Genomic DNA, 13,952 nt, shown 5'->3' on the forward strand with positions numbered 1-13,952 from the left:
AGGCGGTATTTTTAGCTGCGCGACATTGAGTCGATAATACAGGTCGGCGCGGAAGCGGCCTTGATCTGCGGCTTGGCGCAGGTCTTCCTTGGTCGCGGCAATTACCCGGATATCCAGCGGGATCAGCTGATTGCCGCCCAAGCGCTCAACCACCCGCTCTTGCAGCAAACGCAGTAGTTTGACTTGAACCTCAAGGCTCATGCTTTCAATTTCATCGAGAAACAGAGTGCCGCCGTTGGCGAACTCGAATTTACCGATTCGCCGTTTCTGGGCTCCGGTGAACGCGCCCGGCTCATGACCGAACAACTCGCTTTCCACCACCGACTCGGCCAGCGCCCCGGCGTTGATCGCCACAAAGGGGCCCGCGCGACGGCTGGACAAATCGTGCAGCGCGCGGGCGACGACTTCTTTGCCGGCGCCGGTCTCGCCAAGAATCAGCACGTCAGCTTTGGTCGCGGCCAGTGCGCCGATCTGCTCACGCAAGCGCAGCATCGGTGCAGATTGACCCACCAGCCGTGTGCTCAGTTGCTGACGGTCACTCAAGGCCAAACGCAGGCTGCGGTTGTCCAACACCAAGCGGCGTAAGTCCAATGCCCGGCGCACGCTGTCGAGCAAAGAGTCACTGGCAAACGGCTTTTCCAGAAAGTCATACGCCCCGGCACGCATTGCCTGTACCGCGAGCGGTACGTCACCGTGCCCGGTTATGAGCAGCACTGGTAATTCTGGGTCTTGCGTATGCAGTTGCGCCAGCAGCTCAAGGCCGTCCATGCCCGGCATGCGGATGTCGCTGACGATCACTCCCGGCCAGTCACGCTCGATTCGCCCAGCCAACCCCAGCGCTTCGGTCAACGGCAATACTTTCAGGCCTGCCAAGTCCAGGGTCTGGCCGAGGGCACCGCGTAGATGCGGGTCGTCGTCGATCAGCACCACTTGAATTCGGCTGTCGATGGCGTGGTCCGTACTCATGCAGATAGATCCTCTGGCGGTTGAAGGCTGATGCCGGATTCCCCGGCACGTAGGCGCAATGTGAGCACCGCGCCGCCACTGGGATGGTTGGCGAACACTAACTCGCCGTCCAGCGCGCGCATTAACGCGTCGCAAATGGCCAGCCCAAGCCCCAAACCCTGGGTGCGGGTCTTGGTCGTAAAGAAAGGTTCACGGGCGCGCGTCAGCGCCTCGTTGGTAAACCCTGGGCCGTTATCACGAATGTATACGTTGACGCCTTGCGCGGTCTGCTCGGCACTGAGCCAGAGTTTTCGCGGCGGACCTTTCTCTGTGAGCGCATCCAGCGCGTTGGCTAACAGATTGCCCAGCACCTGGCGCAGACGGGTTTCACCGGCTTGTACCCACAGGGTCGCGTCGGGCAGATCGCGGATCAACTCGACTTCCATTGAACGACGACGTTTTGCCAGCAGCGCTAGCGCATCCTCCAGCGCCGGTTGCAGCGCAACGCTCTCTGGTGCATGGCGATCACGGCGGGCGAAGGCGCGCAAATGGGCGATGATCGAGGCCATGCGCGCCGTCAGTTCGCTGATCAGTTTCAAGTTGTTCCGGGCGTCGTCGGTGCGCTGATGATCAAGCAGTACTTCAGCGTTTTCGGCGTAACTACGGATCGCCGCCAAGGGTTGGTTGAGTTCGTGGCTGATACTCGCCGACATGGTGCCCAATGCCGACAGCTTGCCGGCCTGGAGCAGCTCATCCTGGGCCCGAACTAACTCCTGTTGCGCCTGTTCGCGCTCCAGCACTTCCTGTTTGAGCCGACTGTTCAGGCCTTCAAGATCACTGGTACGTTCGATGACGCGCATTTCCAGCTCGTGCCTGCCTTCGGCCTCGAAGGCAATCCGGTCCAGATAATGCCGCCGCCTTTGCATCATCAGCCCCAAGAGCAACATCAACACCAGCAGCGTAGCGCCGCCGACAGCGACCACCGTACGCACAGGGCGATCCACCAACACCCGTGGCGCGAGAATGTTCACGCTCCAGCCCACCTCATCAATGGGCTGCGTTTGGGTGATCCATGCTTTGTCGTTGATGATCAGCGGTTTTGGGTTACGGGTAGGGTACGGTTGAATTGCAGTGATGGCTTTTTCTTCGTCTGCGCTTAGCGGACGGGTTGCGCGAAAACGCCATTCTGGATTGGACGTCAGGATCACCACGCCGTTGTGATCAGTCAGTAGCAGTTGCTCCGGCGTCTTACCCCACAAGGTCTCGGTTCGATCCAGGTCGACTTTGACCACCAAAGCCCCCACCACGCGGTCGTGATCATGCACGGCTGCGGCGAAAAAATACCCGCGCTTGGCCGAGGTAGTGCCCAAGCCGAAAAAGCGCCCCAGGCGTCCGGCCATGGCATCAATGAAGTAAGGTCGAAACGCGAAATTGCGTCCCACGAAGGTGTCATGTTTGTCCCAGTTGGAGGCCGCCAGCGTCTGTCCGCTGGGGTCCATCAGGTACATGACATCGGCACCGGTTTGCTGGCTGATGTCTTTCAGCAGGCGGTTGGCGGCGTCTTGAGTGAGGGGCTGCGGGTTCACCAGTCCCGCGCGCAGGGCTGGAAGGTCACTGAGAATCTGCGGCAGCATTTCGTAGCGGTGCAGGGTGCCCAGCAGGTTGGCGACATACAGGTCCAGCGTCTGCCGGTTCTGGCTGATCAGCTCATTGCCATAGTAACGCTCAGCCAGATGCTGCAGCGGCCACAGCAATGGCGCGAGACACACTGCCAACAGGGCAAGGCTGCGCCAGCGGGGACGGTTGGCAATAGTGGATAAGCGGGTCATAAAAAATGCGCCAGGAAGATCCGCACAGCCTGTGTAGGAACCATTGTGTTGGCAAATGGCTGATGCGGTGTCCGCAAATATACCGCCTTGCAGATGAAATCGCTTCTACAGGTCTGCGTCTCGACTCAGATTTGGTGGGAGCGAACTTGTTCGCGAAGGTCACGACGCGGTGCTTCAGACAGACCGCGCCGCCCGCTTCCCGAACAAGTTCGGTCCCGCAGACTCTTTCAGCCCTGGCTTTTCAGGCATTCCAGCATCGCGCTGTGCCAATCGGGCATGGGCACCTGCCATTCACGCAGCAAAAGGCTGCAGTCGAGGCGGGAGTTTTGTGGGCGTTGAGCGGGGGTCGGATAAGCACTGCTGGGGATCGGTTCCAGCGTTGCGCAGGGTTTACCTTGCTTGATCAACTGCTCGCCAATCGCTAGGGCGAAACCGAACCAAGAGGTTTCGCCGGCAGCGGTCAGGTGATAAGTGCCCCAGGCGCCGGCGTTACCGTCACGCCAGCGCTCAATCAATAACCGCGTGCTGTGGGCGATGGTGCCGGCCCACGTCGGTGCGCCGATCTGATCGGCAACCACTTTCAATTCCGCACGCTCTTGCATCAGGCGTTGCATGGTCAGCAGGAAATTACGCCCGTGCAGCGAGTACACCCAACTGGTGCGCAGGATCAAATGCTCGCCGCCAACTGCAGCAATGGCGCGCTCACCTGCGAGTTTGCTCTTACCGTAGACACCCAGCGGGGCAGGTTCGTCTAGCTCGGTATAGGGCGCGGTTTTGCTGCCGTCGAATACATAGTCGGTGGAGTAATGGATCAGCGGAATACCGAGGGTTTTGGCTTCCTCAGCAAACACGCCGGGCGCCGTGCCATTGATCGCGAACGCCAGTTCCGCTTCACTTTCCGCCTGATCGACAGCCGTATGCGCCGCAGCGTTAATGATCAGGTCCGGGCGCCACTCTCGGACGTGCCCGCGAATGGTTTCGGGATGGCTCAAGTCCAACTGATCGCGACCCAATACCCGTAATTCGCCCAAATCAGCGAGGCACTTTTGCAACTCGCTGGACACTTGGCCGTGCTGGCCGCTGATCAAAATCCTTAACGGCTTGCCCGGGGTCGAATTCATGGAAATACGTCCGCTTCTTTCAAGCTTTTACCCTGCTGATCCTTGGCCGACAGCGTAGGTGGGGCAGTGAGTTGCCAGTCGATGGCCAAGTCCGGGTCATCCCAGCGGATGCAACGCTCGGCGCTTGGCTGGTAGTAATCGGTGGTCTTGTAAAGAAACTCAGCGTAATCGCTGAGTACGACAAAACCGTGGGCAAAACCTTCTGGAACCCACAACTGCCGATTGTTTTCTGCAGACAGCAGAACCGTCGCCCACTTGCCGAAATTCGGCGAGCTACGGCGAATATCCACCGCGACGTCGAGCACTTCGCCGGCCGTCACCCGGACTAATTTGCCCTGCGTATGTTCAAGCTGATAGTGCAGGCCACGCAGCACGCCTTTTTGCGAGCGTGAATGGTTGTCCTGCACAAACTCAGCTTTTATGCCGGTTTCTTGCTCAAAGGCGCGGGCATTGAAGCTTTCGTAGAAAAAACCGCGCTCATCGCCAAATACTTTGGGTTCAAGAATCAGGACGCCGGGCAGTTCGGTGGGTACTACATTCATTAACGTTCCTCGGCGAGCTTGAACAGGTACTGGCCGTAGCCGGTTTTACCGAAAGCGTCGGCGCGTTCCAGCAGGTGTGCACGGTCGATCCAACCGTTCTGGTAAGCGACCTCTTCCAGGCAGGCAACTTTCAGACCTTGGCGGTGTTCAATGGTTTGCACGTACTGCGATGCTTCCAGCAAGCTGTCGTGAGTGCCGGTATCAAGCCAGGCAAAACCACGGCCGAAACGCTCGACGTGCAAGTCGCCTCGTTTCAGATAAGCATTGTTAACGTCGGTAATTTCCAGCTCGCCACGGTGCGATGGTTTCACCGCTTTGGCGATCGATATGACGCTGTTGTCGTAGAAATAAAGACCGGTGACCGCGTAACTGGATTTCGGGTTTTTCGGCTTCTCTTCAATCGACAACGCACGGCCTTGGTCATCGAAATCGATCACGCCGAAACGCTCGGGATCCTTGACCCAATAGCCGAAGACGGTGGCGCCATTAGGACGCTCGGCCGCGCTCTGCAGCTGCTCACTGAAATGCTGTCCGTGGAAGATATTGTCACCCAGAATCAGGCAGACAGGGTCTTCCCCGATGAACTCTTCACCAATCAGGAACGCTTGCGCGAGACCGTCTGGCTTGGGTTGTTCCTTGTAGTGGAAATGCACCCCGAACTGGCTGCCATCGCCGAGTAAATTGCGGTACTGGGGCAAGTCTGCTGGGGTAGAAATAATCAGGATTTCACGGATGCCAGCCAACATCAGCACCGAAATCGGATAATAAATCATGGGTTTGTCGTAAACCGGCAACAACTGCTTGGACACGCCGAGAGTGATGGGGTGCAGGCGTGTGCCGGAGCCCCCTGCCAGAACGATACCTTTCATCATGCGATTAGATCCTTGAGGTCGGAGAAGCCCAGTCGTTCGCCTTGGTAGCTGCCGTCTTGAACCCTACGGCACCAGTCCAGGTTATCTAGATACCACTGCACGGTTTTGCGCAGACCCGACTCGAAGGTTTCTTCAGGGGTCCAGCCCAGCTCACGTTCTATTTTGCTGGCGTCGATGGCGTAGCGCATGTCATGGCCCGGGCGGTCCGTCACGTAGGTGATCAGATCGGCGAAATGGGCCACGCCTGCAGGGCGCTCCGGTGCCAACTCTTCAAGCAGTGCGCAAATCCCACGCACCACGTCGATGTTCTTCTGCTCGTTGTGGCCACCGATATTGTACGTCTCACCGACGGCACCTTCGGTCACGACTTTGAATAACGCCCGAGCATGGTCTTCAACGAACAACCAATCACGCACTTGCAGGCCGTTGCCATACACCGGGAGAGGTTTCCCGGCCAAGGCGTTGAGAATCACCAGCGGGATCAACTTTTCCGGGAAGTGGAATGGCCCGTAGTTGTTGGAGCAATTAGTGATGACCACCGGCAAGCCATACGTGCGATGCCAGGCCCGAACCAGGTGATCGGACGCTGCTTTACTGGCCGAATAAGGCGAGCTTGGCGCGTACGGGGTGGTTTCGGTAAACAGGTCATCAACGCCGTGAAGGTCGCCGTACACCTCATCGGTGGAAATATGGTGGAAACGAAACGCAGCGCGCTCGGCTTCCGGCAACTTGCTCCAATAAGACCGAGTGGCCTCAAGCAGGCTGTATGTGCCGACAATGTTGGTCTGGATGAACTCCGACGGACCATCAATAGAACGGTCAACATGGGATTCAGCGGCCAGGTGCATGATTGCGTGCGGCTGAAAACGGTTCAGGACTGCCAGCACTTCGGCCTGATCAACGATGTCAGCCTGCACGAATTCGTAACGGGTGTTGGTCACGATACTTTGCAGCGACTCAAGATTGCCAGCGTACGTCAGCTTGTCAAAATTGAGCACATCGTGATCGGTGTTCTCGATCAAATGTCGGACGAGCGCCGAGCCAATAAAGCCGGCGCCTCCGGTAACAAGAATGTTCATGAATTTGCCTTCTTCCATGGATGAACGTTAAGCGATTGAGACACAGCTTGTAGACAGTGGACGAAGGGTGCAAGTGCGATTGATCGAGAAGCGGACGCAAAGTCATAAAATTTTTTGATGGCGGTTTGAAGAGTCGCCATAAAATTGGCGTTCCCATGAATTTGGGAGGTAAATGATTGATTGGTTATGCTTTAGGGTGGGTTTTGTTGGTGATCCTTATTGCGCATTGATTTGTCCGGGCAAGGTTTTCCAGGTAACCCCTTGCACATTACCCACTCAGGGGGCGAAATAAGCGGCACAAAATCAGGGATGCTTGTGTATGCCGCTCGCCACGTTGATTCACCGATCCAGTTTGCCGTGCCCCGAAGTCAGTGCCGAGCAGGCGCAACAGCTGCTTGAGCAGCACTACGGATTGGGCGGGACGCTTAAAGAACTGGGCAGTCAGCAGGATCGTAACTATCTGCTCGACTGCGGCGGGGCGCGGTATGTGTTGAAAATTTGCCATGGTGATTATTCGGCTCTGGAGCTTCAAGCCCAACACTCGGCGCTGGCTCACTTGGCCGCGGCCCCAGGTATTCGAGTGCCGCGGCTAATTGCGGCGCGCAACGGTGCAGAGCTGTTGTCACTGCAGGTCGATGGCCGTGCAGTGCATGCGCGGGTGCTTGAGTTTATAGACGGTCACTCGTTGGCACACCTGCCACACCTGAGCCGCGATGTCGTGGTTGGCTTGGCTGAGCTGTGCGCTCGGGTCGATCAGGCGCTGGCGGATTTTCAGCATCCGGGGCTGGAGCGTACATTGCAGTGGGACCCACGGCATGGCGATGCGCTGATCAAGCATTTATTACCGGTGATCAAAGACCCTGACGCACATGCTGTGCTCGAACACACCTGCGAGCAGGCGCAGCGGCGGTTGCGGCCGTTGGTGGCGAAGCTTCCGATGCAAGCGGTTCATCTGGATATCACTGAATACAACGTGGTCTGGCAGCGCGACCCGCAACGTGAATGGCAGTTACAGGGCCTGATTGACTTCGGTGACTTGGTGGCCACGTGGCGCGTGGCCGACTTGTCGGTGACGTGTGCGGCGCTATTGCAGCATGCCGATGGCGATCCGTTGTACATCTTGCCTGCTATTGAGGCGTACCACGCGATCAACCCGCTGCAACGGGCAGAGTTGCAGGCGCTGTGGCCGTTGATCGTTGTGCGCGCAGCGATATTAGTGCTGAGCAGTGAACAGCAAGCCAGCGTCGAGCCAGGCAACAGCTATATAGAGGCGAATCTGCAAGGTGAGTGGGCCATTTTCGACGTGGCCACGTCGGTGCCGCTCGAAGTGATGGAAATTGCGATTTTGGTGGCTGTTGGGCTTGAGCCATTTGCCGTCAATCAGCCGAGTCTATTGCCGCTGCTGCCGGGTCTGAGCACACGTGAATTCGCGCCGGTGGATCTGGGCGTGCTCAGCCCGCATTTCAACGCTGGTAACTGGGAGTTGCCGGGGATAGATGAACAATTACTGACGAATATCGGCATCGCCCAAGGGTTGGCAGCGACTCGCTATGGTGAATACCGTTTGTCCCGCACCCTCACCAACTCTGCCAAAGAGCCCGACACCTGCGCGTTACATGTGGAGTTGCACGTGCCGCCGGGCACTGCCGTGCAGGCTCCGTCTGCGGGAACTGTTCGCTTGGCTGCGGATGCCGCGCTGCGGCTGATGGGGGAGCAGATTAACCTGCGTCTGTGGGGCGTGGTTTCTTTGATAGATTCCGGCACAACCGTGACTGCGGGGCAGGCGTTGGGCGAGGGCAGCGGTTCACTGATGGTGCAGTTGTGCCGCTTGACCGACATCAGCCCGCCGTTATTTTGCACACCGTCTTGGGCTCCCGCATGGAAAGCGGTGTGCCCGTCACCGGCTGGCCTGCTGGGTTTCGATTGCGATGCACCGCCGATTGAAGACGCCGCGAAACTGTTGGCCCGGCGGGACGCCAGTTTTGCCCGATCCCAAAAGCATTATTACCAGACGCCGCCGCAGATTGAGCGTGGCTGGCGCAATCACCTGATCGACATGCAGGGTCGGTCTTATCTGGACATGCTCAATAACGTTGCAGTGCTGGGACACGGTCATCCACGCATGGCCATGGAGGCGGCTCGTCAGTGGTCGCTGCTCAACACTAACTCGCGCTTTCATTACGCCGCGGTTGCCGAGTTTTCCGAGCGGTTACTGGCGTTGGCGCCGGACTCTATGGACCGGGTATTTTTGGTCAACAGCGGCACTGAGGCGAATGATCTGGCGATTCGTTTGGCCTGGGCCTACAGCGGCGGGCGCGACATGCTCAGCGTGTTGGAGGCCTATCACGGCTGGTCGGTGGCGACAGATGCCATTTCGACCTCCATTGCAGACAACCCGCAAGCGTTGAGCACTCGGCCCGACTGGGTGCACCCGGTAAGCGCGCCAAATACCTACCGAGGCGAGTTTCGCGGTAAAGAAAGCGCGCCGGATTACGTGCGCAGTGTCGAACATAATCTGGCCAAGCTCGCTAAACAGAAGCGTCAGGTCGCCGGCTTCATCTGTGAGCCGGTGTACGGCAATGCCGGCGGAATTTCACTGCCGCCAGGGTACTTGAAACATGTCTATGCCGCAGTCCGTGCCCAAGGCGGCGTGTGCATCGCCGATGAAGTACAAGTGGGTTACGGCCGTTTGGGTCATTACTTCTGGGGCTTTGAAGAGCAGGGCGTCGTTCCGGACATCATCACCATGGCCAAGGGCATGGGCAACGGGCATCCGTTGGGCGCAGTGATTACGCGTCGGGAGATCGCCGAAGCGCTGGAAGCCGAGGGTTATTTTTTCTCGTCGTCAGGGGGCAGCCCGGTCAGTTGCCGCATCGGCTTGGCGGTGTTGGACGTGATGGAGAAAGAAAACCTGTGGGACAACGCCAGGCAGATTGGCGACTACTTCAAGAATCGCCTGGAAGCGCTGATCGATAAACATCCGCTGGTGGGTGCGGTGCACGGGTCAGGGTTCTATCTGGGCGTAGAGTTGGTCCGAAGTCGTGACACGTTGGAGCCGGCCACCGAGGAAACCGCTTATCTGTGCGAAAGACTGCGGGATCTGGGGATCTTCATGCAGCCCACGGGCGATTATTTGAACATTCTCAAGATCAAGCCGCCCATGTGCACCACTCGGGAGAGTGTTGAGTTCTTTGTGGACAGCGTATCCAAGGTGTTGAATGAGCTTGCCTAGCTGAGCTGCGCGAAGGTCACTGTTAATCGATTATTATCTGTGTTTATAGAAGATTAACTCCATGTTTTGTCTGAAATACCTTTAAAAGCCGATTTATATTGGCTATAAAGTCTTCCATATTTTGCAACGCCTCGACGCTTCTGGAGTCCTGATCGCATGACTACGCTTAAACGCACACCGCGCGCCGATGGCTTCTATATGCCGGCTGAATGGGCGCAACAGACTCAAACCTGGATGATCTGGCCCGAGCGTCCGGACAACTGGCGTCTGGGCGGCAAACCGGTCCAGCGCGCGCATGTGGCACTGGCCAAAGCCATTGCGCGCTTTGAACCGGTTACGGTGGGTGTTTCTGCGGCGCAATACGACAACGCCCGTGCACACCTTGATATGCCGAACATTCGCGTAGTGGAGCTCAGCAACAACGACGCATGGGTTCGTGACACCGGGCCGACCTTCGTGATCAACAACAAAGGCGAAGTGCGCGGCGTCGATTGGGACTTCAACGCGTGGGGCGGTTTCGATGGGGGCTTATACGCACCGTGGAACCTCGACGAGCAAGTCGCGACCAAAATCATGGAAATCGAGCGTTGCCCTCGTTACGAAACCGAAGGTTTTGTGCTGGAAGGCGGCTCGATCCATGTGGACGGCGAAGGCACGCTGATTACTACCGAAGAGTGTTTGCTCAACCGCAACCGCAATGCCCACCTGTCTCGCGAACAGATCGAAAGCGTGTTGCGCGATCAGTTGTCGGTCGAAAAAATCATCTGGCTGCCAGACGGTTTATACAACGATGAGACCGACGGGCATGTGGATAACTTTTGTTGTTTCGTACAGCCCGGTGAAGTGTTACTTGCCTGGACCGATGATCCAAAAGACCCCAATTTTGCCCGGTGTCAGGCGGCCATGGGCGTGCTGGAAAATGCTCGCGATGCGAAAGGTCGACCGTTGATCGTTCATAAAATGCCTATTCCCGGTCCGCTGTTTGCAACGGAAGAAGAGTGTGCAGGCGTTGATCAAGTGCACGGCAGTCAAGAGCGCAACCCTTTGGTGCAGTTGGCCGGTTCTTACGTCAACTTCCTGATCGTCAATGGCGGCCTGATTGCGCCGAGCTTCGACGACCCGCTAGATGAAACCGCGCGTGAAATTCTCCAGGAGCTGTTTCCGGAGCATGAAGTTGTGATGGTGCCAGGCCGTGAACTTTTGCTGGGTGGCGGTAATATCCACTGCCTGACCCAACAGCAACCGGCACCGCATAAGGTTTGAGTTGGTCTTGTTCTTGCTAACCTAAAGCCCATCGTCCGATGGGCTTTTTTGTAGGCACTAAGCGCCGACTAAAGTTTTCGTTCGCGGACCTGTCATAAAGCATCGGTACATTTAGTCGCTCACGTCACAAGAGGTTGTCCACATGAACGCAGGTATAGAGCAGCCGTCCGCTCGTGGTGTGTCTGCAAGTAGCGAAGCGCGCCAGATGATGGCCGATTGGTTAAGGACAACCAAAACCCCAATTTTCTCGGACACTCAATCACGCCAAGTGCTCCTGGCACGCTATCCCGCCGGGCTGATCAGCGATGCTGAACTGGAAGCACTGGTGCAGATACTGGATCGCTAAGCCCGTCAAAAATTGACTCTCTGGCCTCCCCACGGCTAGGATTCGCCCCCGCCTGTGGCTGACCGCCATGTACGTAGCATCAGTAGTCCACTGCGATGATCTCGTGCGGGCCTTCAATATCGTCCATTTTGATTGGGCATGAAGGCCGCAAACCCCTGTTCGGCTTAAGCCACAGCGCGTGATCAACTCGTGATTAAGGAAAACAAGATGTTGAAGCTACGTATTGGCATGATCGCGCTAAGCGTCATGGGCGCCACTCAGGCAATGGCCAGTGGGCAAGAAGATTCCAAGGGTTTTGTCGACGACAGCAGCCTGAGTCTGGCGTTGCGAAACGCCTACATCAGCCGCGATTACAAAAACAATCAACAAGACAAAGCCGAGTGGGGCCAATCGGCAACCGCTAACTTCGCGTCGGGTTTCACCCAAGGTGTTATCGGCTTCGGGGTCGATGCATTTGCTGAGTACGCAATACGTCTCGACGGCGGCAAGGGTCGCAGTGGCGCAGGCGGTATCGATTTCTTTAAGAAAGACGGCAGTGGCGAAGCGGCTGACGACCTGTCCAAAGGCGGCGGCGCCATCAAGGCCCGTTTCTCCAATACCGTGATCAAGTATGGCGACCAGATGCCGGAATTGCCGGTGCTGAGTTATGACAACTCGCGCCTGTTGTCCGAGAGCTACACCGGCACGTTCATTACCTCTAAAGAAATCAGCGGCCTTGAATTGAACGCCGGTCACTTCACGGCTGAGTCGCGCAAAAGCGCCGAAGGTCGTGACAGCGGTGACCTGAAGTCGATCAATGTTTATGGTGGTAGTTACAAATTCACCGACGCCTTCAGCGCTGCGTTTTATGCTTCTAACGATGAAGACGTGCTGAAGAAGCAATACATCAATCTGAACTACGTATTTGCCATCGAGAAAGACCAGTCGCTGACGTTCGACTTCAACGGCTACAAAACCAAGTTGGACAAAGATTTTGCGGTCGATGATGCACGCGACAACAAAATCTGGAGCTTGGCTGCGACCTACGCTCGGGGTATTCACTCGTTCACGATTGCCCACCAGCGCAGCACCGGTGACACCGGCTACAACTACGGCGGCTACCGCAATGCGGGCGGGACCGGTGATGGTGGCAACACTATTTACCTTGCCAACTCGTACTGGTCCGACTTCAACGGCAAGGACGAGCGTTCTTGGCAGTTGGGTTACGGCATCGACCTGGGCGGCCTCGTGCTGCCGGGCCTGACGTACCACACCGCCTACGTTCGTGGCACCAACATCGACGACGGCACTGGTCGGGGCAACGGCGAAGAGCGCGAAATCTTCAGCCAGTTGAAATACGTCGTGCAAAGCGGCCCGGCGAAAAATCTGTCGCTACGTTTGCGCAACTCATTCCTGCGCGTGTCCGACAACGCCAGTGCCTACAACAGCGAAGGTAATGAAACCCGTATCTTCGTCGACTACCCGATCAGCATTTTTTGATGCCTGAGGGTGTAAAGCACGGATAACAAAACGCCCCAATTGGGGCGTTTTGTTTAATGAATGCTCTTTTAGACAGCGGCGCACTGGAGCTGAGCGTCTGCAATTGGTTTTGCCTCAGTCACTCGCTACCATGCGCAGACCTTGTGTTTATTGGTCACCCCGTATGGCTCTCGCTGCACCGCCCGACCTCAGTGATATCGCCGTGCCCGTGCAGCCGCTGGCGCGGACGTATTCGCGTGGGCTCTACATCGAGCCGCATGAGCATGTATGGGGTCAGGTGTTGTACGCGATGTCTGGCGTGATGTGGCTGGAAACACCGAACGAGGCGCTGGTGGTACCACCGCAACGAGCGGTCTGGTTGCCGCCGGGGGTGATGCATGGGATTCGCGTGGTGTCGGACCTTGAGATGCGCAACATCTACCTGCGCCCATCAATTGCGGCGACGCTGGAAAATACCGTGCAGGTCATCGAGGTAGGGCGGCTGTTGCGTGAGCTGATCCTCAACCTGGTGGAGCAAGGGCCCGCTCAGCAAGGCCTCGACTACTACGAAGCAGTGGTTGGTCTGGCATTATTGGAGCTGCAGCGGGCCAAGCGCACTGTGCTGAAAATCCCGATGCCGGCCAGCTCCGACCGGCGCCTGATCAACCTGTGCCAGGCCGTCATGAGCGCCCCCTCTTTAGACGTGCCCTTCGAACAGCACGCCGAAAATGCTGGCGCCAGCGTGCGTACATTAGCTCGACTGTTCCAGGGTGCGTTGGGCATGGGCTTCGCTGAGTGGCGGCGACAGGTGCAACTGGCGACCGCAGTGGCCGAGTTGATTCAAGGCGTGCCGGTGAGTGTGATTGCGCGTCAGTTGGGTTATTCGCCCAGCAGCTTCAGCGACATGTTCCGCCGTGAGCTGGGGGTCAGCCCTTCGCAATACCCCATTGGCGAGCGCATGACCTAGCGCTTCGGCGAGCTTCTTTGCGTGGCTCTTTTGCCACGCTCTTTTTGGCACAGATTCTAAAGCACATGGCCGACAGGTTTTTCGGCTTATACCTACACTCTGGACACCTAAACACAGTCGCTTCTCAGTGCGACGCTTGGAGTCTGGAGTTCCTATGAGCTATCTCATTTCTCTCGCCATTGGTCTCGCGGTCGGCTTGATCTACGGCGCGCTCGAATTCCGTTCCCCTGCGCCGCCTGCCATCGCCCTCGTCGGATTAATGGGCATGCTGTTGGGTGAAAAACTGTGGCCCATGGGC

The 13,952-nt window shown here is 57.4% G+C and carries 12 protein-coding genes; 6 read left to right on the top strand and 6 right to left on the bottom strand.

From position 1 onward, the window contains the following. The 6 genes from M0974_RS05490 to rfbB form a co-directional block, all read right to left on the bottom strand. A partial coding sequence (locus tag M0974_RS05490) for a sigma-54 dependent transcriptional regulator (protein ID WP_297833754.1) occupies positions 1-966 on the bottom strand: 966 nt, incomplete at its 3' end. Further along, positions 963-2,774 (bottom strand): ATP-binding protein, encoded by a 1,812-nt coding sequence (locus M0974_RS05495; RefSeq protein ID WP_297833757.1) that lies wholly within the window; start codon positions 2,772-2,774, stop codon positions 963-965. The genes M0974_RS05495 and M0974_RS05490, both read right to left, overlap by 4 nt. 227 nt (positions 2,775-3,001) lie before the next feature. Beyond that, positions 3,002-3,895 carry a dTDP-4-dehydrorhamnose reductase gene (gene rfbD / locus M0974_RS05500; protein ID WP_297833759.1) on the bottom strand — a complete coding sequence of 298 codons (894 nt, stop codon included), beginning with the start codon at positions 3,893-3,895 and terminating at the stop codon, positions 3,002-3,004. Further along, positions 3,892-4,437 carry a dTDP-4-dehydrorhamnose 3,5-epimerase gene (gene rfbC, locus M0974_RS05505; protein ID WP_297833762.1) on the bottom strand — a complete coding sequence of 182 codons (546 nt, stop codon included), beginning with the start codon at positions 4,435-4,437 and terminating at the stop codon, positions 3,892-3,894. Before rfbC ends, rfbD begins: the two co-directional genes overlap by 4 nt. Further along, positions 4,437-5,309, bottom strand: a complete 873-nt coding sequence (gene rfbA, locus M0974_RS05510; protein WP_297833765.1) for a glucose-1-phosphate thymidylyltransferase RfbA — start codon at positions 5,307-5,309, stop codon at positions 4,437-4,439. The genes rfbC and rfbA overlap by 1 nt, the downstream gene beginning before the upstream one ends. After that, on the bottom strand, positions 5,306-6,388 hold the full coding sequence (gene rfbB / locus M0974_RS05515; protein ID WP_297833767.1) for a dTDP-glucose 4,6-dehydratase: 1,083 nt from the start codon (positions 6,386-6,388) through the stop codon (positions 5,306-5,308). Before rfbB ends, rfbA begins: the two co-directional genes overlap by 4 nt. Positions 6,389-6,707: 319 nt before the next feature. Between rfbB and M0974_RS05520 the strand changes: the two genes are divergently transcribed. The 6 genes from M0974_RS05520 to M0974_RS05545 form a co-directional block, all read left to right on the top strand. Then, on the top strand, positions 6,708-9,620 hold the full coding sequence (locus M0974_RS05520) for an aminotransferase (protein ID WP_297833770.1): 2,913 nt from the start codon (positions 6,708-6,710) through the stop codon (positions 9,618-9,620). A 156-nt stretch (positions 9,621-9,776) separates the two neighbouring features. Continuing rightward, entirely contained in the window at positions 9,777-10,883 is a 1,107-nt protein-coding gene (gene aguA, locus M0974_RS05525) for an agmatine deiminase (RefSeq protein ID WP_297833773.1), read from the top strand. 142 nt (positions 10,884-11,025) lie between these two features. Further along, on the top strand, positions 11,026-11,229 hold the full coding sequence (locus M0974_RS05530; protein ID WP_297833776.1) for a hypothetical protein: 204 nt from the start codon (positions 11,026-11,028) through the stop codon (positions 11,227-11,229). A gap of 207 nt (positions 11,230-11,436) precedes the next feature. Beyond that, entirely contained in the window at positions 11,437-12,708 is a 1,272-nt protein-coding gene (locus M0974_RS05535; RefSeq protein ID WP_297833778.1) for an OprD family porin, read from the top strand. 163 nt (positions 12,709-12,871) lie between these two features. Then, the gene (locus M0974_RS05540) at positions 12,872-13,654 is read left to right on the top strand and encodes a helix-turn-helix domain-containing protein (protein ID WP_297833781.1); all 783 of its coding nucleotides are present in this window, start codon (positions 12,872-12,874) and stop codon (positions 13,652-13,654) included. A gap of 154 nt (positions 13,655-13,808) precedes the next feature. Then, positions 13,809-13,952, top strand: a 144-nt coding sequence (locus M0974_RS05545) for a DUF1427 family protein (RefSeq protein ID WP_297833784.1), incomplete at its 3' end; no start/stop codon positions are given.

Source organism: Pseudomonas sp. (genome assembly GCF_026224925.1).
Lineage (GTDB): Bacteria > Pseudomonadota > Gammaproteobacteria > Pseudomonadales > Pseudomonadaceae > Aquipseudomonas.

Bases quoted from the DNA above. Each gene is read 5' to 3' on its own strand.
- M0974_RS05540 (WP_297833781.1), top strand. From the start codon at position 12,872: ATGGCTCTCGCTGCACCGCCCGACCTCAGTGATATCGCCGTGCCCGTG.
- M0974_RS05535 (WP_297833778.1), top strand. From the start codon at position 11,437: ATGTTGAAGCTACGTATTGGCATGATCGCGCTAAGCGTCATGGGCGCC.
- rfbA (WP_297833765.1), bottom strand. From the start codon at position 5,309: ATGATGAAAGGTATCGTTCTGGCAGGGGGCTCCGGCACACGCCTGCAC.
- rfbC (WP_297833762.1), bottom strand. From the start codon at position 4,437: ATGAATGTAGTACCCACCGAACTGCCCGGCGTCCTGATTCTTGAACCC.
- rfbB (WP_297833767.1), bottom strand. From the start codon at position 6,388: ATGAACATTCTTGTTACCGGAGGCGCCGGCTTTATTGGCTCGGCGCTC.
- rfbD (WP_297833759.1), bottom strand. From the start codon at position 3,895: ATGAATTCGACCCCGGGCAAGCCGTTAAGGATTTTGATCAGCGGCCAG.
- M0974_RS05520 (WP_297833770.1), top strand. From the start codon at position 6,708: ATGCCGCTCGCCACGTTGATTCACCGATCCAGTTTGCCGTGCCCCGAA.
- aguA (WP_297833773.1), top strand. From the start codon at position 9,777: ATGACTACGCTTAAACGCACACCGCGCGCCGATGGCTTCTATATGCCG.
- M0974_RS05530 (WP_297833776.1), top strand. From the start codon at position 11,026: ATGAACGCAGGTATAGAGCAGCCGTCCGCTCGTGGTGTGTCTGCAAGT.
- M0974_RS05495 (WP_297833757.1), bottom strand. From the start codon at position 2,774: ATGACCCGCTTATCCACTATTGCCAACCGTCCCCGCTGGCGCAGCCTT.